This is a genomic window from Pseudomonas sp. LjRoot71 (assembly GCF_964253255.1).
Classification (GTDB): Bacteria; Pseudomonadota; Gammaproteobacteria; order Pseudomonadales; family Pseudomonadaceae; genus Aquipseudomonas.
This window is the reverse complement of sequence record NZ_CAXURA020000001.1, coordinates 1,945,275-1,969,698: the sequence shown is the minus strand read 5'-3', so window position 1 is coordinate 1,969,698 and position 24,424 is coordinate 1,945,275. Positions and strand designations below refer to the sequence as shown.

The 24,424-nt window shown below is 60.7% G+C and carries 20 protein-coding genes; 15 read left to right on the top strand and 5 right to left on the bottom strand.

Going from position 1 to position 24,424, the window contains the following annotated elements:
• Position 1: 1 nt before the first annotated feature.
• Genes ACSQ17_RS09320 through ACSQ17_RS09260 form a run of 13 tightly spaced genes read left to right on the top strand, consistent with a single transcriptional unit; the run spans position 2 to position 14,320 of the window.
• Complete coding sequence (locus ACSQ17_RS09320) at positions 2 to 1,600, top strand: secretin N-terminal domain-containing protein (protein WP_436068366.1); 1,599 nt, start codon at positions 2 to 4, stop codon at positions 1,598 to 1,600.
• Positions 1,601 to 1,604: 4 nt separating this feature from the next.
• On the top strand, positions 1,605 to 2,537 hold the full coding sequence (locus ACSQ17_RS09315) for an ExeA family protein (RefSeq protein WP_436068365.1): 933 nt from the start codon (positions 1,605 to 1,607) through the stop codon (positions 2,535 to 2,537).
• Positions 2,534 to 3,871: a tetratricopeptide repeat protein gene (locus ACSQ17_RS09310; RefSeq protein WP_233685452.1), complete on the top strand. Its 1,338-nt coding sequence runs from the start codon at positions 2,534 to 2,536 to the stop codon at positions 3,869 to 3,871. Before ACSQ17_RS09315 ends, ACSQ17_RS09310 begins: the two co-directional genes overlap by 4 nt.
• Positions 3,871 to 5,595, top strand: a complete 1,725-nt coding sequence (locus tag ACSQ17_RS09305) for a GspE/PulE family protein (protein WP_233685451.1) — start codon at positions 3,871 to 3,873, stop codon at positions 5,593 to 5,595. The genes ACSQ17_RS09310 and ACSQ17_RS09305 overlap by 1 nt, the downstream gene beginning before the upstream one ends.
• Positions 5,596 to 5,632: 37 nt before the next feature.
• Entirely contained in the window at positions 5,633 to 6,868 is a 1,236-nt protein-coding gene (locus ACSQ17_RS09300; RefSeq protein WP_436068364.1) for a type II secretion system F family protein, read from the top strand.
• Positions 6,865 to 7,389 carry a hypothetical protein gene (locus ACSQ17_RS09295; protein WP_436068363.1) on the top strand — a complete coding sequence of 175 codons (525 nt, stop codon included), beginning with the start codon at positions 6,865 to 6,867 and terminating at the stop codon, positions 7,387 to 7,389. Before ACSQ17_RS09300 ends, ACSQ17_RS09295 begins: the two co-directional genes overlap by 4 nt.
• A 9-nt stretch (positions 7,390 to 7,398) precedes the next feature.
• Positions 7,399 to 7,905, top strand: coding sequence for a prepilin-type N-terminal cleavage/methylation domain-containing protein (locus ACSQ17_RS09290; protein ID WP_436068362.1), 507 nt, complete (start codon positions 7,399 to 7,401; stop codon positions 7,903 to 7,905).
• A gap of 28 nt (positions 7,906 to 7,933) precedes the next feature.
• Positions 7,934 to 8,395: a type II secretion system protein gene (locus tag ACSQ17_RS09285; protein ID WP_436068361.1), complete on the top strand. Its 462-nt coding sequence runs from the start codon at positions 7,934 to 7,936 to the stop codon at positions 8,393 to 8,395.
• A gap of 5 nt (positions 8,396 to 8,400) precedes the next feature.
• Positions 8,401 to 8,847: a type II secretion system protein gene (locus tag ACSQ17_RS09280; RefSeq protein ID WP_436068360.1), complete on the top strand. Its 447-nt coding sequence runs from the start codon at positions 8,401 to 8,403 to the stop codon at positions 8,845 to 8,847.
• Between the two features lie 47 nt (positions 8,848 to 8,894).
• Positions 8,895 to 9,266, top strand: coding sequence for a type IV pilus modification PilV family protein (locus ACSQ17_RS09275; protein ID WP_436068359.1), 372 nt, complete (start codon positions 8,895 to 8,897; stop codon positions 9,264 to 9,266).
• Positions 9,266 to 10,141, top strand: coding sequence for a PulJ/GspJ family protein (locus ACSQ17_RS09270; RefSeq protein WP_436068358.1), 876 nt, complete (start codon positions 9,266 to 9,268; stop codon positions 10,139 to 10,141). Before ACSQ17_RS09275 ends, ACSQ17_RS09270 begins: the two co-directional genes overlap by 1 nt.
• A 34-nt stretch (positions 10,142 to 10,175) precedes the next feature.
• A complete protein-coding gene (locus tag ACSQ17_RS09265; protein ID WP_436068357.1) occupies positions 10,176 to 10,532 on the top strand; it encodes a pilus assembly protein MshP in 357 nt (118 codons plus the stop codon).
• Positions 10,529 to 14,320 carry a DUF6701 domain-containing protein gene (locus tag ACSQ17_RS09260; RefSeq protein ID WP_436068356.1) on the top strand — a complete coding sequence of 1,264 codons (3,792 nt, stop codon included), beginning with the start codon at positions 10,529 to 10,531 and terminating at the stop codon, positions 14,318 to 14,320. Before ACSQ17_RS09265 ends, ACSQ17_RS09260 begins: the two co-directional genes overlap by 4 nt.
• Before the next feature lie 480 nt (positions 14,321 to 14,800).
• On the opposite strand, the gene ntrC is transcribed toward ACSQ17_RS09260, so the two are convergent.
• The 5 genes from ntrC to glnA form a co-directional block, all read right to left on the bottom strand.
• Complete coding sequence (gene ntrC, locus ACSQ17_RS09255; protein WP_436068355.1) at positions 14,801 to 16,234, bottom strand: nitrogen regulation protein NR(I); 1,434 nt, start codon at positions 16,232 to 16,234, stop codon at positions 14,801 to 14,803.
• Entirely contained in the window at positions 16,231 to 17,316 is a 1,086-nt protein-coding gene (gene glnL, locus ACSQ17_RS09250) for a nitrogen regulation protein NR(II) (protein WP_267925814.1), read from the bottom strand. The genes ntrC and glnL overlap by 4 nt, the downstream gene beginning before the upstream one ends.
• Positions 17,317 to 17,727: 411 nt before the next feature.
• Positions 17,728 to 18,345, bottom strand: a complete 618-nt coding sequence (locus ACSQ17_RS09245; protein WP_436068354.1) for a DUF4124 domain-containing protein — start codon at positions 18,343 to 18,345, stop codon at positions 17,728 to 17,730.
• 3 nt (positions 18,346 to 18,348) lie between these two features.
• Complete coding sequence (locus ACSQ17_RS09240; protein ID WP_436068353.1) at positions 18,349 to 18,918, bottom strand: DUF4124 domain-containing protein; 570 nt, start codon at positions 18,916 to 18,918, stop codon at positions 18,349 to 18,351.
• Between the two features lie 225 nt (positions 18,919 to 19,143).
• Entirely contained in the window at positions 19,144 to 20,550 is a 1,407-nt protein-coding gene (gene glnA, locus ACSQ17_RS09235) for a glutamate--ammonia ligase (protein WP_436068352.1), read from the bottom strand.
• A gap of 327 nt (positions 20,551 to 20,877) precedes the next feature.
• Here glnA and thiI point away from each other — a divergent pair, with 327 nt between their 5' ends.
• Together thiI and typA are read left to right on the top strand one after the other, a co-directional pair.
• Positions 20,878 to 22,332, top strand: coding sequence for a tRNA uracil 4-sulfurtransferase ThiI (thiI, locus tag ACSQ17_RS09230; protein WP_436068351.1), 1,455 nt, complete (start codon positions 20,878 to 20,880; stop codon positions 22,330 to 22,332).
• A gap of 129 nt (positions 22,333 to 22,461) precedes the next feature.
• A complete protein-coding gene (typA, locus tag ACSQ17_RS09225; protein WP_436068350.1) occupies positions 22,462 to 24,285 on the top strand; it encodes a translational GTPase TypA in 1,824 nt (607 codons plus the stop codon).
• Positions 24,286 to 24,424 lie beyond the last annotated feature (139 nt).

Here is a 24,424-nt window from a genome sequence, read left to right as displayed (position 1 = left end):
CATGATCAGATTTTTGCCCAGTGTCTGCCTGTTGAGCCTGAGCTGCCTGCTTGTGGCCTGCCAAACCTTCAAGGATGGCGACGCGCAACTCTATGAGCAAAGCAGCAAGTTGCTGGACGACAGCCTCAAGCAGGCCCAGGCAACGCCCAAGGTGATGCCGCCACTGGCCGTGCAGGCGGCGCTGATCCCGCCGCTGGGCAGTGGCTTCAGCAGCGGCCCGCGGTTTGACGTAGCGGCCAAGGACATGCCGGCGCGTGACTTCTTCCTCAGCCTGATGGACGGTGCCGGGCAGAACCTGGTGGTGCATCCGGACGTCACCGGTACCATCACTTTCAGCCTACGCCGGGTCACCCTCGATGAAGTGCTGGCGGCCGTGCGTGACAGTTATGGCTATGACTTCCGCCGTACCAGCTATGGCTATCAGATCCTGCCCAACCAGGTGATTACCCGCAGCTACGACATCAACTACCTCAACCTGCAGCGCATCGGTCAGACCGATACGCGGGTCAGCTCCGGACAGGTGGAAAGCACCAGCAACAATAATTCCGGCAACAGCAGCGCCAATAACACGGGGGGCGGCAACAGCAACACCGTGACCACGCTGAACGCCAGCCAGGTCAGCACCTCCAGCAATGTCGATTTCTGGAATGAAGTGCGCCAGGTGGTCGAGATGATCGTGGCTGGCGACAGCAACAGCAGCGTGATGATCAACCCGCAGGCCAGTCTGCTGGTGGTGCGCGCACACAGCGCCGCCCAGGAAAACGTCGCGCGGTTCCTTGAGCAGGCCCAGCTCAACCTGCAACGCCAGGTGATTCTGGAAACCAAGATTCTTGAAGTGCAGCTGTCCGATGGCTTCCAGGCCGGCATCAGCTGGGATCAGCTTGGCGGCGATGTCAGCAGTTCCCTGGCCGGTGCAGCGTTGAGTGGCCCAACTGGGGTTGACGGGGTATTTGGTGTGGCCCTGACCCTGGGAGATTTCACCGGCTTGATCGAACTGCTGGAAACCCAGGGCGAAGTACGCGTGCTGTCCAGCCCGCGGATTTCCACGCTGAATAACCAGAAAGCGGTGATCAAGGTTGGTACGGACGAGTTCTTCGTCACCAATGTGTCGTCCACCGGCTCCACTGCCACCGTGGGTGGGGTTACTGAACCGACCCAGGACATCACCCTGACGCCATTCTTCTCCGGTATTTCCCTGGATGTAACCCCGCAGATCGACCAGAACGACACCGTGACCCTGCATGTGCGGCCGACCGTCAGCCGCGTGCGTGATCAGAACAAGACCATCGCCCTGGGCCAGGACAATGTGTTCAACCTGCCGCTCGCCCTCTCCACCACGCGTCAGTCCGACTCCATCGTGCGTGCCCGCAGTGGCCAGGTGGTGGTGATCGGCGGCCTGCTGCAGAACAACAACGAAAACACCGATGCGAGCATTCCCTGGGCCAGCACCCTGCCGATTGTCGGCAACCTGTTCAAGCAACAGCGCAAGGCGCTGCAGCAGAGCGAGCTGGTGATTCTCATGCGGCCACAGGTGGTCAGTGATGAGGTCTGGCTGAACGAGCTGCGCAAAAGTGCACAAACCTTCAAGGAGCTGAGATAGGCCGATGTATGAAGCCTTCTTTGGTCTGCACGAAAAACCCTTCGCGCTGACCCCGAACACCGGTTTCCTGGTGCAGCTGGCGCCCTATCAGGCATGCCTCAACCTGCTGCGCGTGGCACTCGGTGAGGGCGAAGGCTTTATCAAAGTCACCGGCGAAGTGGGCACCGGTAAAACCTTGCTCTGCCGTACGCTGCTCAATGAACTGGATGATGCTCGGTATCAGCTGGCTTACCTGCCCAACCCAGGCATGAGCCCGGTGGGTTTGCGCCAGGCCCTGGCGCGTGAGCTGGGCATTGCAGGGATCGAAGATCTGGATACCCAGGCCGTACTCGATGCCCTGCACCGACGCCTGATCGAGCTGGCCGCGGCCGGCAAGAGCACGGTGCTGCTGATCGACGAAGCCCAGGCGCTGCCGACCGCCACCCTCGAGGCCCTGCGCCTGCTGACCAACCTGGAAACCGAGCAGGCCAAGCTGCTGCAAGTGGTGCTATTTGGCCAGCCTGAGCTGGATGCAACCCTGGCCCGCCCGGAGTTTCGTCAGCTGCGCCAGCGCATCACCTTTTCCTACCAGCTGCGCGCGCTGGACGAGAAAGACACCAGCCGTTACCTGAATGAACGCCTGGCTGTCGCCGGTTATCGCGGCGAGCCGCTGTTTGATACAGCTGCCGTGCGCCGTCTGGTGCAGGGTAGCGGGGGGATCCCACGGCTGTTGAACATCCTCGCGCACAAGGCGCTGATGGTTGCCTTTGGTGAAGGTATGCGTCAGGTGCGGGTCAGCCATGTCAAACGTGCACAACTGGATACCGAAGGGGCGCAACCGTTTCTGCGCCGTCGTTCACCCTGGCTGGGTTGGTGTGTGGCGGCCGGGGCCCTGTCGATTGTCCTGGTGCTGGGTGCCTGGCCCTGGCTGGAGCACTGGCGGGAGTGGCTGCCATGAGCCTGGTCAACGACATGCTGCGCGATCTGGAAACCCGCCGCGCTGCGCCCAATGAGCGCTTGCAGCTGGATGGCCTGTACGCCGTGGATGAAGCCGCCGCCGCACGGCGCGACCGCTATGAGCGCATTCGCCGTGGCTCCATCTGGCTGATGGCGGTGATCCTGATCGGTGTGCTGGTCGGCCTGATGATCGGCCGTGTGGTCAAGGGTGTGCCGGATCTGGCAACCGTCACCCGCCCTGTGGCACCTGCGCCGGTTGTGCAACTGCCGGTACAGGTGCTTGATGTTCTGCCGCAACATGATGCCCGTGGGCTGGTGTTGCAGCTGCTGCTGGATCGCAGCGTGACCTACCAGCGCAGCGAGGAAAGCGGTGCCGTCAGCCTGCGCCTGAAGGACAGCCAGCTGGTCGGTGAGCCGCAACAGAGCCGTGTGCAGCGTGAGGGGCGCAGCCTGTCCTGGCGCGTAGAGAACAAAGGTGCGGATGTGCAGATTCTGCTGGTCGGTCTGGGTGACAGCCTGGATGTCCGCGACCGCCTGGAGGCGGCCGGTGATCGCTGGATGCTCTGGGTGGAAGTGCCAATGAATACGGCGGTCGCGGTAGACGATGAGCCGCTGGTGCTGGATAACCTGCCGCCTGCCGAGGCTGCGCCAGCACAGGTCGAGGCACCTATGCCGGCCTGGGTCAACGCACCGTTGCCTGCCGCCGCACCACCTGCGGCCGCTCAGCCGGCGCCAGCGGCCAGCGCCCCGCAAGTGAAGATTGCCACGCATCAGCCCGACTCTTTGGCGCTGGCGCGGCAGGCCATGCAGGACGGTGACAACGCCCGGGCGATCAGCCTGCTGGAAAACCTGCAAAAGACCCGTGGGCGGGATCCGGAAGTGTTGCGCTGGCTGGCCCGTGCCTATCTGGCTGCTGGCGATCAGCAGCGCCTGCTCACCTGGCTGCCGGCGCAGCTGGCGCAACTGCCCGATGACAGCGAACTGCGTCTGCTGCTGGCACGCGCGCAGCTACAGGCGGGTGATAACGAGGGCGCGGTGGCGACCCTGGAACAGAACCCGCCACGCCTGGAGCAGGAACCCACGTATTTTGCCCTGCTGGCGGCCAGCTACCAGCAGACCGGGCAATGGCAGAACAGCGTCGAGTTGTACCGCCGCATGGTTGCCCTGCGCCCCAGCCAGTCAACCTGGCAACTGGGCCTGGCGATTGCTCTGGAGCAGCTTGACCAATCGGCCGAAGCAGGCCGCCATTACCGTCTGGCCCTACAGGGGCTGGGCCTGGACGACAGCGCCCGGCGCTTTGCCAGTGAACGCGCCAAGACGCTGGGAGGCCGTTGATGCCTGAAAGTGATATTCGTCAGCGCAAGGTGCGCTTGGGTGACCTGCTGATCCAGGCCGGTCTGCTCAGCGATGCACAGCTGCAACTGGCCCTGCAGGACCAGAAACGCACTGGCTCCAAGCTGGGGCGCACGGTGGTCGACATGGGCTTCGTCGATGAGGTGCGTCTGCTCACCGCCTTGTCCGAGCAGATGAAGATTCCGTTTATCGACCTCAAGCATTTCAAGTTCGATCAGGAACTGGTGCAGCGCCTGCCGGAGGCCATGGCCCGCAGGTTCCGCGCGCTGGTGCTGTCACGCGAAGGCGATGGCCTGCTGGTGGGCATGTCCGACCCGCTCGATCTGTTTGCTCTGGACGAGATGGACCGCATCCTCAAAGTCCGCGTGCGCCCGGCGGTGGTGCGCGAGGCGGAGCTGCTGGCGACGCTGGATACGGTGTACCGCCGCACCAGTGAGATCGCCTCGATTGCCGGCGAGCTGGAAGGTGAGCTCAAGGACAGCGACTTCGACCTGTCCAAACTCGGTGCCGATAGCAACACCGAAGCCCCTGTGGTGCGCCTGCTGCAAACCTTGTTTGAAGACGCTGTGCAGATGAAAGCCTCGGACATTCACATCGAACCCGACGAAGGCGTGGTGCGCATTCGTCAGCGTATCGACGGCGTGCTCAGCGAGCAGGTGATGAAAGAGGCGCGGGTGGCTTCGGCTCTGGTGATGCGTCTGAAAATCATGTCCGGGCTGGATATTTCCGAGAAGCGCCTGCCCCAGGACGGTCGCTTCAATATTCGGGTCAAGGGCCACAACATCGATGTGCGGGTCTCGACCATGCCGGTGCAGTACGGCGAGTCGGTGGTCATGCGTCTGCTCGACCAGACTGGCGGCGTTTCCACTCTGGAAGCCAGCGGCATGCCGCCGGACATGCTGGTGCGCTTTCGCCGCCTGCTGCAACGTCCGTTCGGCCTGGTGCTGGTCACCGGGCCTACCGGCTCCGGTAAGACCACCACGCTGTATGCCGGTCTGGCCGAGCTGAACAGCCCGGAGAAGAAGATCATCACCGTGGAAGACCCGGTGGAATACCGCCTGCCACGCATCAACCAGGTGCAGGTCAACGCCAAGATCGACCTGAGCTTTGCCCGCGTGTTGCGCGCCGCGTTGCGTCAGGACCCGGACATCGTGCTGATCGGTGAGATGCGTGACCAGGAAACCGCCGAAATCGGTCTGCGCGCTGCACTCACTGGTCACTTGGTGCTGTCGACCCTGCACACCAACGACGCCCTGACCTCGGCCATGCGCCTGATCGACATGGGCGCCGAGCCGTTTCTCGTCGCCACCTCGCTGAATGCCGTGCTGGCTCAGCGTCTGGTTCGGCGGGTGTGCGAGAACTGCATGCAGGAGCACACCCCGGATGCCCGTCAGCTGGTTTGGCTGGAAAGCCTCTACAAGGCTCCGTTGCTCGGGCGCAGCTTCAAGCGCGGGGCGGGTTGTCACCAATGCCATAACACCGGCTATGCCGGCCGGGTGGGCGTTTACGAACTGCTGGAAATGGACGACGGCATGATCGCTGCGCTGCGCCGTAACGATCCCCAGGGCTTTGCCGAGGCCGCGCAGGCCAGCGCCAATTACCGGCCACTGGCCGCTTGCGCGCTGGATTACGCCCTGGCTGGAGTGACCAGCGTGGAAGAGGTGCTGAAAGTCTGTGCCACCCTCACCGATGAAGGGGTCGTCTGATGCCTAGGGCTAGCGCCTGGTACCGGGAGGCTGTGCGGTGAGTCAGTTTCACTTCACAGGCCGCGATGCCCAGGGCAGCAAGGTCAGCGGCAGCCGCGAAGCCGGCTCGGCGGACAGCCTGGCCAGCGAACTGCTGGCTGAACGCATTACCCCGCTGACCATCGAGGAGCAAGCCCAGGTCAGCGACAACGACGTATTCGCCCAGCTCAAGGAAAGCCTGCGGCGCAAACATGTCGACCTGGAAGAGCTGATTATCTTCTGCCGGCAGATGTACAGCCTGAGCAAAGCCGGTGTGCCGATCATCCGTGCGATTGGCGGCCTGGCCGAATCCAGCCGCAACCTCTACCTGCGTGAAGTGCTGCAGGCGGTGCGCAGTGATCTGGAAGGCGGGCAGGGCATGGCCGTGGCGCTCAACGCCCACCCCAAAGTATTCAACACCCTGTTTGTCAGCATGATCAGCGTCGGGGAAAACACCGGCCAGCTTGATCAGGCCTTCCGCCAGTTGTCGGTGTATCTGGAGCTGGAGCGCGAAACCCGCAAACGCATCAAACAGGCCACCCGTTACCCGCTGTTCGTGTTGTCCGCCATGGCGGTGGCGTTGGTGGTGATCAACCTGTTCGTGATTCCGGCCTTTGCCAAGGTATTTGCCCAGTTCAAGGCCGACTTGCCCTGGGCCACGCAGTTACTGATCGGCACCTCGCAGTTCTTTCAGGATTTCTGGTGGCTGCTGGCTTTGCTGTTTGGCGGTGGCCTGTATGGCTTTTTCAGATGGATCGAAACCGATGCCGGTGCCCTCAAGTGGGACCGCATCAAGCTGCGTTTGCCGATTGTCGGCGGCATCTTCGAACGCATCGCTTTAGCACGGTTTACCCGTACTTTCGCAATGATGTACCGCGCTGGTGTACCACTGCTGCAGACCCTGTCGATCAACAGCGCCAGCGTCGGCAACCGGCATATCGGCCAGGCGATCCTGGCCATGCGTGAAGGCATTGAGCGCGGCGAGGCGTTGACCCGTACTGCCTCTGCCAGCGGCCTGTTTACCCCGTTGGTGTTGCAAATGATGGCCGTGGGTGAAGAAACCGGCGCACTGGACGACCTGTTTGTCGAGGTAGCGGATTTCTACGAGCAGGAAGTGGATTACGACCTCAAGCAGCTGGCCGATGCCATCGAGCCTATTCTGATTGTGGCCATGGGCGTATTGGTGCTGATTCTCGCCCTGGGTGTATTCCTGCCGATGTGGGAGCTGGCTTCGGCGGCCAAGGGTGGCCGTTGAGCGGTGAATACCAGCTGCAAGGGCGCGTGCGCCTGGCGCGGCGGCTCGGCTGGATGCTGACCGGCCTGATGCTGCTGGCGGTGCTGTTGGCCCTGGCCTGGCAGATCGTCCAGGTCAGTGAACGCCGTGCGCAGCAGGCCACCCGTGAGCATCTGGCCAGCAGTCTGGCGAGCCTCACGGCCGAGCAACTGGCGCAGGACCGTTTGCTGACGCGCGGCATGCTGGTCGGTAATCCGTTCCTGTTGTTGCGCTGGCAACAGGACAACTACTGCGGCGAGCTGGTGCGTGGTGACACGCCCACCCGTGGCTGCTGGTACTGGTTGGCTGAGCCCGGTTGGGTGCTGTACCGCTGGCGCTTCAGTGACGGATGGGCAAAAGACTCGACCGAGCTGCAGGCCTACCGGGTGCAGGCGGTTTTTCAGGCTACAGCGACAGGTGCACACTGGCAGGGCAGAGGTCTGGCCCTTGAACTTCAGGCAGTACCCCAGGCGCAGATCGTCGCGCAGGGGTTGATTGAGTAGGAGAGCGCCATGCAACACAACCGGGGTTTCACCCTGATCGAACTGGTGGTGGTCATCGTCATCCTCGGCGTGCTCGCTGCGGTGGCCTTGCCGCGCTTTATCAACGTCACCAAGGATGCCCACGAAGCCGCCGTGCGCGGTGCCGGTGGCGCGCTGGCCTCGGCCGTGCTGCTGGTGCGCGCGCAGTGGGAGGTCAACCGCAGCAATGGCAACGACACCACGCCCAATACTGACGTTGTCGGTTTCGGAGATGGCACGGTGGACGTGAATGCCCAGGGCTGGCCCATTGGCACGGCTGACGTACTCAACTGCGTGCAGCTGTGGAATGCCATCCTGCAAGGCTCGGCACCGCGCGTCGGCACCACCTCGACCCCGGCTAACCCGGCGGACTATATCGCCTCGTCGGCTGGCGCAGTCTGTACCTACACCTACCAACTGGATGATCTCAACGACAGCATCGTCTATGACTCCAGCAACGGTACCGTGACCACCAACTTTGATCGCACCACCCCTTAACCCCTAGCTGTGTAATGAGGACGTACTGATGAAAAAGCAACAAAGCGGTTTTACCCTGATCGAGCTGATCATGGTGATTGTAATTCTGGGCATTCTGGCGGCGTTTGCATTGCCGCGGTTTGCCAACCTGGGTCAGGATGCCCGTATCGCCACTCTCAATGGTGCGTTTGGTGCAGTACGATCGGCCAGTGCGATTACTCACTCACAAGCGTTGGCTCGCGCCGGAGCCGTCACGCTGGAAGGCGTAACAATCGATATGATTCATCAATATCCCCAAGCTAACGCAACAGGGATCATTGCGGCTGCACAGCTTAGCTCTGAGTTCACAAATACCGGCGGCGGTGCCGCTGCCGGTGACTCAATCACTGTTCAGGTTGGCAGTGCCCCAACCCCGGCTAACTGCTCATTCACCTATGCCGCGCCTACAGCAGCTAATAACTCGCCGGTAATTGGCGGTGTAAATGGAACGGTCGTTACGACCGGCTGCTAATCGTTATGCAGCGCGGCTTTACTCTGGTCGAGTTGCTGATGGTCATTGTGATCATCGGCATTCTCGCTGCCGTGGTAGGGCCGCGTTTCTTTGATCGGCAGGTGTTCGATGAGCGCCTGTTTTTCGAAGAGAGTCTGGCTGCGGTGCGTTACGGGCAGAAGCTGGCAGTGGCCAGCGGCTGCCCAATTCGCACTCAGATCAATAACGCGGGCTATGCGCTGACCTATGCGCAGGCCTGTGGCCCGTTGGCCGCTGGTAGTGCAGTGGCCAACCCGTCGGGTGGTAACTATGCCGCCAGCAAGCCGGAGAGCGTGGCGATGACGACTGCTCTGGATATCACTTTCAATTCCCTGGGCGGCGCTGTCGGTGCGGCTAACACTGCCAATCTGGGCAACGGTGCCTTTGTTCTGAACGTCAACCCGGTTACCGGCTTTATCGGGACCACACCGTGAGCGGGCGAGAGTTCATGCAGGGTGGCCGCTGGTCTCGGCAGCGCGGGATGACGCTGGTCGAGCTGGTGATCACAATTGTGGTGATCGGCATTGCCGCCGCCGCCATGTTTTCAGCCATGGCCAGTATTACCGGGCGCTCGGCCGATCCGATGCTGCGTCAGCAGAGTCTGGCCTTGGCCGAGGCCTATCTGGAAGCCATCAGTGCTCGTGCTTATGCCGACTTACCGGCTGCTGCACAGGCCGCGCAAGCGGCACAGGACATCAATGGCAATGCGATTTTGCCGGGTTATCAGGTGGCTGTCGGCGTCGATACCACGGTGACGCTGAATGGAACACCGGCAACCCGCATACGCGTTACGGTCAGTGATCCGAGCGGGCAAACCCTAAGCCTCGACGGCTTCAGGACCAACTACAACTGATGCGCCGGCCAGCCTGCACTCTGTCAGCGGCCCGCGCGCCTGTGCCGGTTGCTTATACCGGCCATGGCTTTACCCTGGTCGAGCTGGTGATGGTGATCGCCCTCTCGGGGTTGGTGGCCGTAATGATTAGCACGGTGATGTCGCGGCCGATGCAGGGCTTTGTCGACCAGAGTCGCCGCGCCGAACTGGTCGATCTGGCCGCCACGGCGGTCAATCGCATGGCCCGCGACGTGCGTCTGGCAGTGCCCAACTCGGTGCGCATCAACGGCGGAGCGCTGGAGTTGTTGCGGGCACCGTCGGGTGGGCGTTATCGCGCCAATCTGGCGGGCGGTGTGCTCCAGGATCCGCCGGTGTGCGTTGCTTCGCCCTGCGCCATTCCCTTTGCCGGGCCGCTATTGCTGCCGCCCAATGAATTGGTATTACCGGCTGACTTGTGGATGGTGATCTACAACGTTGGCAGTGCCGGGGCTGGCAACAACGTCTGGACACCGGCAGCCGGCGCACCCTCGGTGATCAGCCCACGGCTCAGCATCAGCGTGCAGGGCTCTGAGCTGCGCCTGACGGGGGCCGCTATTAATGGCTTTCGCTTCCGTTATGCCTCACCGCAGCATCGTTTCTTCCTTGCCGATCAGGTGGTGGGCTATCGCTGCGCCAATGGTCGGTTATGGCGTGGCGAATTCAATACGCTGGCTGCCAACTATGACTACAGCGCTGCGGCGATCGTGGTCGATCAGGTGGATTGCGCCAACAGCAGTTTTACCTACACGCCGGGCACCAATATTCGCAGCGGCCTGGTGACGATTCGGCTGACGCTGAGTGCCAATGGCGAAACCATCAGCCTCTTGCAGCAGGTTCATGTCGACAATGCGCCCTGAACGAAATGAGGCCGGCTTTGGCCTGGTAGCGGCAATGTTTCTGATCATCATCGTGGCGTTGGTGATCGCCGCGATGGCGCGCCTGGCGGTGACCCAGAATGCAACCACCAGCCTGGCCATCCAGCAGGCGCGGGCCTACCAGGCGGCGCGCGCGGGGATTGAGTACGGCATTGTCCGGGTGTTGGGGGCTAATCCGAACACTTGTGATGAAGACTTCGAACTTGACACTTTCACAGTTGAGATGACATGCACTGAGACTGTGACGCCCATTGAGGAAGAAGGTAGATCAAGTGTGCGCTTCTTCGAAATCACGGCCCAGGCCGAGCATGGCCAGCCGGGTAACCCGGACTATGCCTATCGGGAGATAACCTCGGTGGTGGAGCGCCCATGAATATGTCCCTGCGTTGCCTAGTCGCCGGGCTGCTGCTGTTGAGTGGCAATGCGCTGGCGGTCAACTACACCCTGCCAGGTGCCACATTTGCGCCTTGCCAGGGCACCTGGACGGCTGGCAGTAACACCTGTAGTGGCCAGATCAGCTTTGCTAGCGGCGATACCCTGACCAGCAGCAGTGCCATTACCCTGGTGGCTAATGCTGGTTTTTCGTTGAGCGGCAACGTTATCGGTTCTAGCGCCAATCCGATCACCTTGCAGGCGTCTCACGGTGCTATCGCAACTGTCGGCTCTTCTGCCAGCACCCTGCATGGCTCGGTGATCAACAGCAGCGGTGCGATCACGCTAAGCAATATCACCATCAATGGCTCGATCCAGACCCAGAGCGGCACTGTCACGCTGACTTCGTCCAGTGTGTCCGGTGCGATCACCGGTACGGGTACAGGTAACCTGACGAGCACCAATGTAGGCGGCAACGTACGCTTTGATAATGGCATCACGGTAAACGGCGGAACCCTGTCCGGAACAGTGCAGAGCAATGGCACCGCTTCCCTGAGCAATACAACGGTACAGGGGGCAGTGAGTGCGACCAATGGTGTGACTACCAGCAACGCCAATCTCAACGGCTCGGTTACCGCCACCAATGGCACCCTGTCTTTTACCGGTGGCACCATCAACGGCAATATCAACGGTACCTGTTGCAAGATCACCATCAGCGGAGCAACGGTCGTTGGCAATATCAGCAACGTCAACAATGAAATAGAGATCAACAACAGCACGGTCACGGGCACCATCAACAACAGCAACCACAGGGTCAACTTCAGCAATAGCACCATTTATGGCAGTGTCACAGCGGCGAGTTGGCACACCATTACTGGTCCGAACAGCAAGGTTTACGGCAGTTGCTCGCCCGCTGTCACCTCGCCGGCCAGTCTGTGTGATAGCAGCCCGATCTCTAGCTGTTTTACCGACAGCTTCGACCGCGCCAGCCTGGGCACCGACAACTGGGCGGTGACCAGCCGTAACGGCAGTTTTGGTGTGCCCAGAACAGTGGGTAACCGCATGCGCCTGACGGATAACACCGGCAATGTGGCCACGGGGGCCACTCTGCAGCGTCTGTTGCCGGCCACTGGAAACTTTGTTCAGGTGCAGTTCAAGTACTACGCCTATAACGGCAACGGTGCCGATGGTGTGGCGGTGATTTTTTCCGATGCCTCGATCACGCCGCAGCCGGGCGGTTATGGCGGTTCACTCGGCTATGCGCAGTTGAACGGCACCAGTGGCTTTGCCGGTGGCTGGCTGGGGATTGCCCTGGATGAATACGGCAACTTCTCCAATCCGACGGAAACACGTATTGGCGGCCCCGGTTTACGCCAGGACTCGGTGTCCATTCGTGGCTCCGGCAGCGGCACCTCGAACTACCGGTCCCTGGCGGGCACGGCAGCCAATCTCAATCCGGGTGTTGATGTCTCTGGCGCCACACCCGGGCCAGGGCATATCTACCGGATCACGCTGGACAGCCGCACGACGGGCAGCACACTGGTGTCGGTCGAGCGCAATACTGGCTCCGGTTTCAGCACCCTGATCGCACCCTTCAATGCCATGGCGAACGTTAACCAGACGGCTTTGCCCAGCGACTTCTTCGTGTCATTGACCGGCTCCACTGGCGGTTCGAACAATATCCACGAGCTGGATGACTTTCAGGTCTGCGCAACGCGGATCAATCCGATTGGCCAGCAGATTGACCACTTCGAATTTAGCTATGCCGGCCAGGCACTGACCTGTAATCCCCAGGCCGTGACGGTAAGGGCTTGCCTGAATGCCAGTTGCAGCAGCCTGTATACCGACCCGGTGAGCGTAACCTTGTCACCTGCAACGGGCTGGAGTGCGGTATTTCCTGCCACCTTGAGCGGTGGCAATGTGCTCAACTTCAGTGGTGGTACTGCGGCGGCTCGGCTGCAGCGCACGACAGTGGGTAACCTCAGTATTGGTGTCAGTAATTCATCACCGGCTACTAAGCCACTGAGTGTTCCGGTGTGTTCGACGGCCAACTGCACAATCAGTTATGCAGACAGCGGTTTTCTGTTGGATGTACCCAATATGCTGGCGGCCAAGCCCACTGATGCCAGCATTACAGCGGTACGCAAGGCTGATAATGCCGCGTTGTGTGTACCGGCTTTTGCCAATGTCACACGCACCATTGGCTTTACAGCGGCCTATGTCGAGCCCAATAGCGGCACTCAGCCGGTGGTGGTCAATGGCAGCAACATCTCGGCGGCAGTAACCAACCTGTCGCTGAGTTTCGACGGCAATGGTCGGGCACCGTTGACCGTACGCTACAACGACGCGGGGCAGAGAAGCCTGAGTGCCAGTTATTCAGGTAGCGCGGGCACAGGTGACAGTGGCTTGCAGATGAATGGGACGGATTTGTTTGTCAGCAAGCCCTATGGCCTTTGTTTGCAGACTGCCAGCACCCTGGCCGCCAACACCAACTGCAATGACGCCAGTTGTGCTTTGTTCCCCGGTGGTATTCGCGCTGGCGACAATTTCCCGCTGACCATCCGCGCAGTGGGCTGGGAGGCCGACGGCGAGGCGCTGACAGCAGCGCAGCTGTGCAGTGGGAATATCACCACCCCCAACTTCCGCCTCAATGGCATCGCTCTGGGGAGTACGGTGGTGGCTCCGACTGGGGGCGAAAATGGTGTGGTAGCACCAGCCACGTACAGCCATGCGTTGGGCAATTCGACTATTGCAAACCGCTCGGTTTCCGAGGTCGGTGTCTTTACCATCACGGCCACCCCTCCGGCAGGCGGCTATCTGGATGGGGAAACAGTCAGCGGCGGAACCAGCGCGTTGGTCGGGCGTTTTATTCCTGCTTACCTGGGGACAGGCGGCAGCGCCAGCCTGACCCCCAGCTGTGGTAGTGCGTTCAGCTATCAGGGGCAGCCAATCAATTTTGCCAGTGGCCAGGAACCCCTGCTGACGGTCACCGGCTATAACCGCCAAGGTGCAGTGACACGCAACTATGATCGTGGGGCCTTCTGGCGGCGGTTGGGCGCGCCGGCACGCGATGGATATATCTCAGTGATTGCTGATCGGCCGACCCTTAACAGTCGCTTGGGCCTGAAACCGGAAAGCAGCGCTACCCCAACGGCGCTCGACGCTATTGTCGGTGATGGTTCCAGAGCTTATCGCTGGATCGGTGAGCAACTGGTTTACAACCCTGGGTTGCTGCCAGGTAGTGACGATCTGCCGGTGGCTGCAAACGTTCGACAGGGATTTTCGGCTGCAGCGCTGACCGATCTGGATGGTGCGTGTTATCTCGCCGGGGGATCGTCCTGCGCATCCTATAGTTTCGACTTTGGCGGTAGTGATATTCGTCTGGGGCGTCTGCGTATAGGCAATGCTCATGGTCCGGAACTACAGGCTTTGAGCTTGCCTGTCAGTCTGGAGAGTTGGCAGAACGTAGCTGGTGGTAGTTTTCAGACCGAGGGGTTGGATAATTGCACGGTACTTGGGAGTGTGGGGCTTAGCGGATTCAGCGGTAACTTGGCTGACGGAGAAACTGGCGCGACAATGACCGGGCCTGCTGCTGGTGTTGGGGTTGTACAACTGAGTGCCCCTGGAGTTGGCAATGATGGCTCCGTGCAGGTTGGCTTCCCGAACGCGCCGGCCTGGCTGCACTACCCCTGGGATGGTAGTGCCCGGCAGGCGGCTGTTGGCCTCGCCACCTTCGGTATCTATAAAGGTGCTGCGCCGCTGATCTTCCGTCGCGAGGTGTATCGCTAGCCGGGACGGAAAACAAAAAGGCCACCTGCTTAGGTGGCCTTTTTGTCTGCGGTGTAAAAGAGGGGAATCCCCGGCCTGCCTGTACCAAGGTCCCCAAAACTGGGATTGCTTGAGTCTATGCAGGCTGTGTGCCAGTTTTATTACGTTGGCTGTAGGCCACGTAAATACTGGCTTTCAGGCATATAGCGGTGGCGTTTGGGGTGTCGATAGCGCGGCGGGTGAACCGCAGCTGTGCACCGGGACGGTTGTGGTGCATTGCTCTGGCGCATTTTATGGGTGGGGTGTCCACCGTAGGGTGCGCTGCGCGCACCTGATGAGGTTTATCGCCAGCACCTGCGGTGCGCATAGCGCACCCTACCCAGAGGTTCTGCTGTATAGGGATACAAAAACGCCGCTTTATCTTCACGACAAAGCGGCGTCTTCCTTGGCTGAGCGAGATACGCCTGTTGGAGCCGTCTCGTTCTATTCAGGCAGAGTGGTTCAGTCGTCGCCATCCTCGTCATCGGCGCTGTCGACGTTCATCCCCAGTTCCTTGATCTTGCGCGTCAGGGTGTTGCGACCCCAGCCCAGCAGCACGGCGGCATCGCGGCGGCGGCCAGCAGTGTGCTTGAGCGCGGTTTCGATCATGATCCGCTCGAAGGCCGGCACGGCAGAGTCCAGCAGGCTGGACTGGCCACGCCCCAGGGCCTGGTCGGCCCATTGGCGCAGCGCCTGTTCCCAGTTGCTCACCGGTGCACTTTCCTGCGGCTGGCTGAGCAGCTCCGGCGGGAGGTCGTCAACATGCACTTCACGGCCAGACGCCATCACGGTGATCCAGCGGCAGGTGTTCTCCAGCTGGCGCACGTTGCCCGGCCAAGGCAGTTGTTGCAGGTAGTCTTCGGTTTCGCTTTTCAGCAGCTTGGGCTCGACCGCCAGTTCCAGCGCGGCGCGGCTGAGGAAGTGCCGGGCCAGGGTGGGGATGTCTTCACGGCGATCCGACAGGCGCGGGATGTGGATGCGGATCACGTTGAGGCGGTGGAACAGGTCTTCACGGAACTTACCGGCTTGCACCAGGCTTTCCAGGTTCTGGTGGGTGGCGGCGATGATCCGCACATCGACCTTTACCGGGGTATGCCCGCCGACCCGGTAGAACTCGCCATCCGCCAGTACGCGCAGCAAGCGGGTCTGGGTGTCGGCCGGCATATCGCCGATCTCGTCGAGGAACAGGGTGCCGCCGTCGGCCTGTTCGAAACGACCACGGCGCTGGTTGGCCGCGCCAGTAAAGGCGCCTTTTTCATGGCCGAACAGCTCGGACTCCATGAGATCTTTCGGAATCGCCGCCATGTTCAGCGCGATAAACGGCGAGGCCGCACGCGGGCTGTGGCGGTGCAGGGCATGGGCGACCAGTTCTTTACCGGTACCGGATTCGCCGTTGATCAGCACGGTGATGTTGGAGTGCGACAGACGGCCGATGGCGCGAAACACTTCTTGCATCGCCGGTGCTTCGCCGATGATTTCCGGGGTGCGCGGCTGCTCGACGGGGGCGGCCAGGCTTTGCTGCTCCTGGGCGTGCTGGTTGGCGCGCTTGACCAGGGACACGGCTTCATCAACGTCGAACGGTTTGGGCAGGTATTCGAAGGCGCCGCCCTGGTAGGAGGCCACGGCGCTGTCCAGATCGGAATGCGCGGTCATGATGATCACTGGCAGGCGCGGGTACAGCTCGCGGATACGTGCCAGCAGATCGAGGCCACTGGCGCCGGGCATGCGAATGTCGGAGATGATGACATCGGGTTGCTGGCGGCTCAGACGGGCGAGTACACCGTCGGCACTGTCGAAGCTCTGGGTGGTCATGCCTTCCTGTTGCAGGGCCTTTTCCAGTACCCAGCGGATGGAGCGGTCGTCATCGACAATCCAGACGGTTTCACTGCGGCTCATGACGGCGTTACTCCTTGTTCCAGCGGCAGGAAGATCGAGAACACGGTGTGGCCAGGGTGGCTCTCGCACTCGATCAGGCCTTGATGCTGACTGATGATGTTCTGGGTAATGGCCAGGCCCAGGCCGGTGCCGTCGGCACGCCCGCTGACCATGGGATAGAAGATGGTTTCCTGCAGCTCGGGCGGAATGCCGGGGCCGTTGTCGATGATCTCGATCTTGGTCACTAGGCGATGGCGGCAATGGCCAATGGTGAACTGGCGCAGGGTGCGGGTGCGCAGGGTGATGCGGCCCAGGCGCAGATCGCTCTGCGCAGCCAGCGCCTGCATGGCGTTGCGCACGATATTCAGCACGGCCTGGATCATCTGTTCACGGTCGATCAGCACGTCCGGAATGCTCGGGTCGTAATCGCGCACCAAAATGATGCTGCCCTGGCTTTCCGCTTCCACCAGGCTGCCGACTCGCTCCAGCACTTCGTGCACGTTGGTCAGCGCCAGGGAGGGCAGCTTGTTCGAGCCGAGCATACGGTCGACCAAGTTACGCAGGCGGTCGGCCTCCTCGATGATCACGTTGGTGTAATCCTTGAGGCTTTCTTCGGGCAGCTCGCGAGCCAGCAGTTGCGCCGCGCCACGGATGCCACCCAATGGATTCTTGATCTCGTGAGCCAGGCCGCGCACCAGCATCTTGGTGGTTTCCTGCTTGGACAGTTGCGCCTCTTCCTTGGTGATGCGCAGCAGACGGTCGCGCGGGTGCACTTCCAGCAGCAGCAGGGTCTCGCCACGGTTAAGCACCGGGGTGACGGCGTAGTCGACAGTCAGGGTCTGGCCGCTGATTGAGGTCAGTACGGCTTCACGCTTGTTGAACGGATGAGCGTGTTCGACGGCTTGGCGCAGCGCGCTGAGCGCTTCGCTGGATTCGGTAAACAGCTCGCTGATGAATTGCCCGTGACTGCGTTGACCACTGACGGCCAGGAGCATCTCCGCTGCCGGGTTCATGTACTCAAGACGCAGGTCGTCGTTGAGCAGCAGCGTGGCAGTGGTCAGGTTGTCCAGCAGCAGGCGGTGCAGCGCGTCATTGATGATCATATGGAATGTCGCAGGCCCTTGGGTTCCGGCAATGCCGCTGGAAAATGCAAGAAGCAAACCAAAGCCCCGAAAAGAAGCGTGTCTAGCCGTGGAATGCTGCGAGTAGGCTGCTTTTCAGCGCAGTAGAGCGCCTTGCTGCGACCCAAAACAGGGAGAGTATAGAAATGCGTGGCACCTATCGCACCTTATTGGTGCATTGATGGTTTTGCCTCCGTCCGGATGCATGGACTGAGGCAGCGATAGGCGCTAGAGAAAGGCTACATCCCAATGTGTAGGGTGCGCTGTGCGCACCGCGATACACGGAATGGGCGGGGTGTGTTCCGGCAGGCGGGCAACACGACGCACCCTACGAGCCTGGGAACCTCACGCTCGGTGTTGAGAGCAACAGATGCTGCACGCTATTGGGCAGGCCTAGAGAAAAGGCACGAAGGGAATGTCTTTCTTTTCCGGTGGCTTGTCCTTGAGTGGACACTCCGGGCGTACGCCGTAGTCGGCCTTCTTGCAAGGGGTGACCATGCGTTTCTGCGCCAGGGAAATGCGCAGCATGTGGAATGGCTGGCTGGGCGTGCGTTCGATGATGCGGCCTTGTTGGTCGATGATTTCCACCGCCAGCTGATGGGTGCCGCGGTCGATATTTTCCAGCGGGAACACCGGGCTGCTACCCACTTCGCCGACCTGTGCGCCGTCCAGCAGCAGGCGGTAGCTGTGCTGTGGGTAGAGGTTGGGCTCGCTGTTGACGCTGACGATCAGGTTGCCGGCGCTGTCGCGGATGGTGGCATCCGGTTGCGGCACCAGGATACGCAGCAAGCTGTAGCGCAGCCCCGGCTCTGGTGGTGCAACCATGACCGGTGCCGCCGATACCGGCTGAGGCGACATGGCGTTGCTCGGTGCCAGCTCAACGCGTTCGGCATTGCCGGACTTGGGCTTGTCGGTAAACACCCGGTTACCGTCGGCATCAATGTAGGTATAGACCTGCGCCAGGGTGGGCAGAGCGAGCAGCAGGAGGCCGCAGAACAGCAGAGTTCGCATAGGTCAGGTGGCTGGCTTTGGTTTGGGCTTAGGTGGCGGTGGTGGCGGTCGCAGTGCCGGGCTGCTGGTATTCACCCGCTGCACGGTGAAGGTCACCGTGGGGCTCTGCTGGATGGGCTTGCCTGCACTCAGCACTTCCACTGCCAGGCTGTGTTCGCCGCGGTCGGCGTTGCTCACCTGCAGGCGTGGCGCATTGCTGAGTTGGCCATGGGGTTTGCCGTCCAGCAGTAAACGCAGCAGGTGGTTGCTGGCCAGGCGCGGTTCAATCGCCACATCGACAGTGAAGGTGCCGTTATTGGCGCGCAGTGCTTCCTCGCTGGGCAAACCGGTGAGTTGCAGGTTGCTGTAGGGGGCTGCCGCCGTGCCGCTGTCGGCCGGTGTGCTGGGCGCTGGGGTGGCGGGTACGGCCATGGTCACGCTATTGGTTTTGGGCAGCTCGACGTTCTGCGTCGCCTGGCCCTCCGGCGGTTGGTCGGTGAATACCGTATTACCGTTGGCGTCGGTGTATTTGTAGATCTGCGCGCTGGCCGGCAAGGCCAGACTCAGCAGCAGGCAGATAAGTAGAGGGCGCATGCCTGACTCTCCTTAATAATGTGCCCTAAGCCTTGCACTGGTGGCGTGCGCTGGCAAGCGCCAAGCAGCGACATTGTGATACGGGAGGTGAAAGCGTGATTGTTCCGTAGGGGGCGCGCAGCACAACCTGCGGGTGCAGGCCGATAGTGCGCAGCTATAAAAAAGCCCCGCCAGGCAGGGCCGGGCAGGGCTTTCGAACGCGCCGCAGGGCGGCGCGAGTCTGGCTTAGACGCTGTAGTACAGGTCGTATTCCAGCGGGTGTACGAAGGTGCGTACTTTGATTTCTTCTTCGGATTTCAGCTCGATGTAGGCATCGATGAAGTCGTCGGAGAACACGCCGCCTTTGGTCAGGAACGCACGGCCTTTGTCCAGCTCTTCCAGGGCTTCTTTCAGGCTGCCGCACACTTGCGGGATCAGCTTGCCTTCTTCTGGCGGCAGGTCGTACAGGTTCTTGTCGGCAGCATCGCCAGGGTGAATCTTGTTCTGGATACCGTCGATACCGGCCATCAGCAGTGCAGCGAAGGCCAGGTACGGGTTAGCAGCCGGATCCGGGAAGCGTGCTTCGATACGGCGGGCTTTCGGGCTGGAAACGTATGGGATACGGATCGAAGCCGAACGGTTACGCGCCGAGTAAGCCAGCATTACTGGAGCTTCGAAACCTGGAACCAGACGCTTGTAGGAGTTGGTCGACGGGTTGGTGAAGCCGTTCAGGGCCTTACCATGCTTGATGATGCCGCCGATGAAGTACAGGGCGGTATCGGACAGGCCGGCATAGCCTTCGCCGGAGAAGGTGTTCTTGCCATCTTTGGAGATGGACATGTGTACGTGCATACCCGAACCGTTGTCGCCGTACAGCGGCTTCGGCATGAAGGTGGCGGTTTTGCCGTAGGCATCGGCCACGTTGTGTACGCAGTACTTCAGGGTCTGAACTTCGTCAGCCTTGGCAACCAGGGTGTTGAACTTCACGCCGATTTCGTTCTGACCGGCAGTCGCCACTTCGTGGTGGTGAACTTCGATGACCAGGCCCATTTCTTCCATGGCATTACACATGGCAGTACGGATTTCGTGGTCGTGGTCGCACGGCGGAACCGGGAAGTAACCGCCTTTGACGGCTGGGCGGTGGCCCTTGTTGCCGCCTTCGACGTCCTGGTCAGTCATCCAGGAGCCTTGCTCGGAATAGATTTTGAACATCGAGCCGGAGATGTCGGACTTGAACTTCACCTGGTCGAAGATGAAGAACTCAGGCTCCGGGCCAACGAATACGGTGTCGCCGATGCCGGTGGTTTTCAGGAACTCTTCAGCGCGCTTGGCGATCGAGCGTGGGTCACGATCGTAGCCTTGCATGGTGCTCGGCTCGATGATGTCACAGACGATGATCAGGGTCGGCTCTTCGGTGAACGGATCCAGTACGGCGGTTTCGTCAACCGGCAGCAGGATCATGTCGGAGGCTTCGATGCCTTTCCAGCCATGGATGGAGGAGCCGTCGAACATTTTGCCGACTTCGAAGAATTCGTCGTCCAGCGCATCGCGTGCCGGCATGGTCACGTGGTGCTGTTTGCCCTTGGTGTCGGTGAAGCGCAGGTCAACCCACTTCACGTCGTGTTCTTTAATCAGTTGAATCGACTTCGACATGCTGTCCTCCAGGTGGATAAGGCTCGAATCGTGAGCCCTCAATAGTACGGTACGGCCGCCGGCATACTCCGCCAGGGCATCCTGCCTCACAAGGGAGCAAATTGCATGCCAGTGCACAGGAATGGGTGTAAGCCCTGAAACTCAGGGCTGGCGGGGGCTGCGCAGCGCTGCTCAGGAAATATTTGCACCGTTATAGGGCGCGCAATTTGTGGTTCGCTCTTTAATGGTGCGTGTTTTTGTGTTGTGAGGATTTTTGATCAAAGCTTGAGCAATTTCCGCTATAATCCGCGCCCCTGTTTTTTGGCGGCCTCGGCACGCAGCTTTTTCATGAAACTGATCGTTAAAGTCTTCCCGGAAATCACCATTAAAAGTCGGCCGGTGCGTAAGCACTTTATCCGGCAGCTGGCGAAGAATATTCGTTCGGTTTTGCGTGAGTTCGATCCGCAGCTGCAGGTCAGCGGTGTGTGGGACAACCTGGAAGTCGAAACCCAGATCAGTGAACCGAAAACCCTGCAGGCGATGGTCGAGCGTCTGAGCTGCACGCCAGGCATCACCCATTTTTTGCAGGTCGATGAATACCCGCTGGGTGATTTCGACGATGTGCTGGAAAAGTGCAAGCTGCACTTCGCCGATCAGCTGCCGGGCAAGATCTTCGCCGTACGCTGCAAGCGCGCTGGCAAACACGCCTTCAGCTCCATGGATGTCGAACGCTATGTCGGCAGTCAACTGCGTCAGCAGTGCGGTGCGGCCGGCATCTCACTGAAAGACCCGGACGTGGTGGTGCGCATGGAAATCCGCGACCAGCGTCTGTTTGTCATTCATCACCAGCACGAAGGCCTGGGCGGTTACCCGCTGGGTTCGCTGGAACAGACCCTGGTGCTGATGAGCGGTGGCTTCGATTCCACCGTGGCGGCCTATCAGATGATGCGCCGCGGTCTGGTGACCCACTTCTGCTTCTTCAACCTTGGCGGTCGTGCCCACGAGCTGGGCGTGATGGAAGTGGCGCACTATTTGTGGGAGAAGTTCGGCAGTTCGCAGCGCGTGCTGTTTATCAGCGTGCCGTTCGAGGAAGTGCTCGGCGAGATTCTCGGCAAGGTCGACAACAGCCAGATGGGCGTGATCCTCAAGCGCATGATGCTGCGCGCCGCCACCCGCATGGCCGAGCAACTGCAGCTCAATGCCCTGGTGACGGGTGAGGCGATTTCCCAGGTGTCCAGCCAGACCCTGCCCAACCTCTCGGTGATCGACTCGGCCACCGACATGCTGGTGCTACGCCCGCTGATCGCCAGCCACAAGCAGGACATCATCGACACCGCTACGCAGATCGGCACCGCCGAGTTCGCCAAACACATGCCCGAATACTGCGGCGTGATTTCGGTGAACCCGACCACGCGCGCCAAGAAAGACCGCATCGAACATGAAGAGCGGCAGTTCGACATGGCCATCCTCGAGCGCGCACTGCAACGCGCCACCCTGCTGCCGATCGACAAGGTGATCGACGAGCTGGGCAAGGACGTCAAGGTTGAGGAAGTCAGCGAAGCCCTGGCCGGGCACGTGATCATCGACATCCGCCACCCGGATAACGCCGAAGAGCAGCCGCTGGAGCTGCCCGGTATCGAAGTACAAGCGTTGCCGTTCTATGCCCTGAACAGCCGCTTCAAGGAGCTGGATGCCGCGCGCCAATACCTGCTGTATTGCGACAAAGGCATCATGAGCCGTTTGCATGCCCACCACCTGCTCAGCGAGGGGCATGCCAATGTGCGCGTTTATCGTCCGACATAAAACGCCCGGGTTGAATGGCGGCAGTATTCGCCATCGCCCTCCCGACCAACGGGCCAGCTGACACCGCGTTTCTTAATACTCGCCGCCTAGACTAAGCGGCAAACCGAATCCTCTGATCGAGATACACACGTGATCGAAAATCTACGCAACATCGCCATCATTGCCCACGTTGACCATGGTAAGACCACCCTGGTAGACGCCCTTCTTCGTCAGTCCGGTACCTTGGACCGCAGCGAGCTCAACGACGAGCGCGTGATGGACAGCAACGACCAGGAAAAAGAGCGCGGCATTACCATTCTGGCGAAAAACACCGCCATCAAATGGAGCGGTTACAACATCAACATCGTCGACACCCCCGGTCACGCCGACTTCGGCGGCGAGGTTGAGCGTGTAATGTCGATGGTTGACTCGGTGCTGCTGGTGGTTGATGCCCAGGATGGCCCGATGCCACAAACCCGCTTCGTAACCAAGAAAGCGTTCGAAGCCGGTCTGCGTCCGATCGTGGTAATCAACAAGATCGACCGTCCGGGCGCGCGTCCGGACTGGGTGATGGATCAGATCTTCGACCTGTTCGACAACCTCGGCGCCACCGAAGAGCAGCTGGACTTCCAAGTCGTCTACGCCTCGGCCCTGAACGGTATTGCCGGTTTGGACCACACGGACATGGCCGAAGATATGACCCCGCTGTACCAGGCCATCGTTGACCACGTACCGGCTCCAGCGGTTGACGTTGACGGCCCGTTCCAGATGCAAATCTCGGCACTGGACTACAACAGCTTCCTCGGCATTATCGGCGTGGGTCGTATTGCTCGCGGCAAGGTCAAGCCGAACACGCCGGTTACTGCCATCGATGTCGATGGCAAGAAGCGTAACGGCCGTATCCTCAAGCTGATGGGCCACCACGGTCTGCGTCGTGTGGACGTTGAAGAAGCCACCGCCGGTGACATCGTCTGCGTCAGCGGTATGGATGAACTGTTCATCTCCGACACCCTGTGTGACCAGAACCACGTCGAAGCGATGAAGCCGCTGACCGTTGACGAGCCGACCGTTTCCATGACCTTCCAGGTCAACGACTCGCCGTTCTGCGGCAAGGAAGGCAAGTTCGTCACCAGCCGCAACATCAAAGAGCGTCTGGACAAAGAGCTGCTGTACAACGTGGCCCTGCGCGTTGAAGAAGGCGACAGCGCCGACAAGTTCAAGGTCTCCGGCCGTGGTGAGCTGCACCTCTCGGTACTGATCGAAACCATGCGTCGCGAAGGCTTCGAAATGGGCGTCGGCCGTCCGGAAGTGATCATCCGTGAGGTCAATGGCGTCAAGCAGGAACCGTACGAGAACGTCACCATCGACATCCCGGAAGAATCCCAGGGCAAGGTCATGGAAGAAATGGGGCTGCGTAAAGGCGACCTGAGCAACATGGTGCCGGACGGCAAAGGTCGCGTACGCCTGGAATACAACATCCCGGCCCGTGGTCTGATCGGCTTCCGTAACGCCTTCCTGACCCTGACCAACGGTGCAGGCATCCTGACCTCGATCTTCGACCGTTACGACGCGATGAAGTCGGGCCACATGTCCGGTCGCCAGAACGGCGTACTGGTGTCGATCGATACCGGCAAGGCACTGACCTACTCCCTGGAAACCCTGCAGGCGCGCGGCAAGCTGTTCGTCGAGCACGGTCAGGAAATCTACAACGGTCAGATCATCGGCCTGAACAGCCGCGACAACGACCTGGGCGTGAACCCGACCAAGGGCAAGAAGCTCGACAACATGCGTGCTTCCGGTAAGGACGAAACCATCGCCCTGGTGCCGCCAGTGCGCTTCACCCTGGAGCAGGCCCTGGAGTTCATCCAGGACGACGAACTGTGTGAAGTGACGCCGAAGTCGATCCGTCTGCGTAAGAAGATCCTCGACGAAGGCGAGCGCACCCGCGCTGCCAAAAAAGCCAACAAGGCTTGATGCATAGCGTCTAGCCTAGCGCTTTAAATAAAAAGCCCCGCCAGAGCGATCTGGCGGGGCTTTTTGTTGGCGGATGCTCTACTGGACGCGTGGTGAATTTGCGCGCAGGGTTTGACGAGTTTTTCACAGGCTGTCTGGC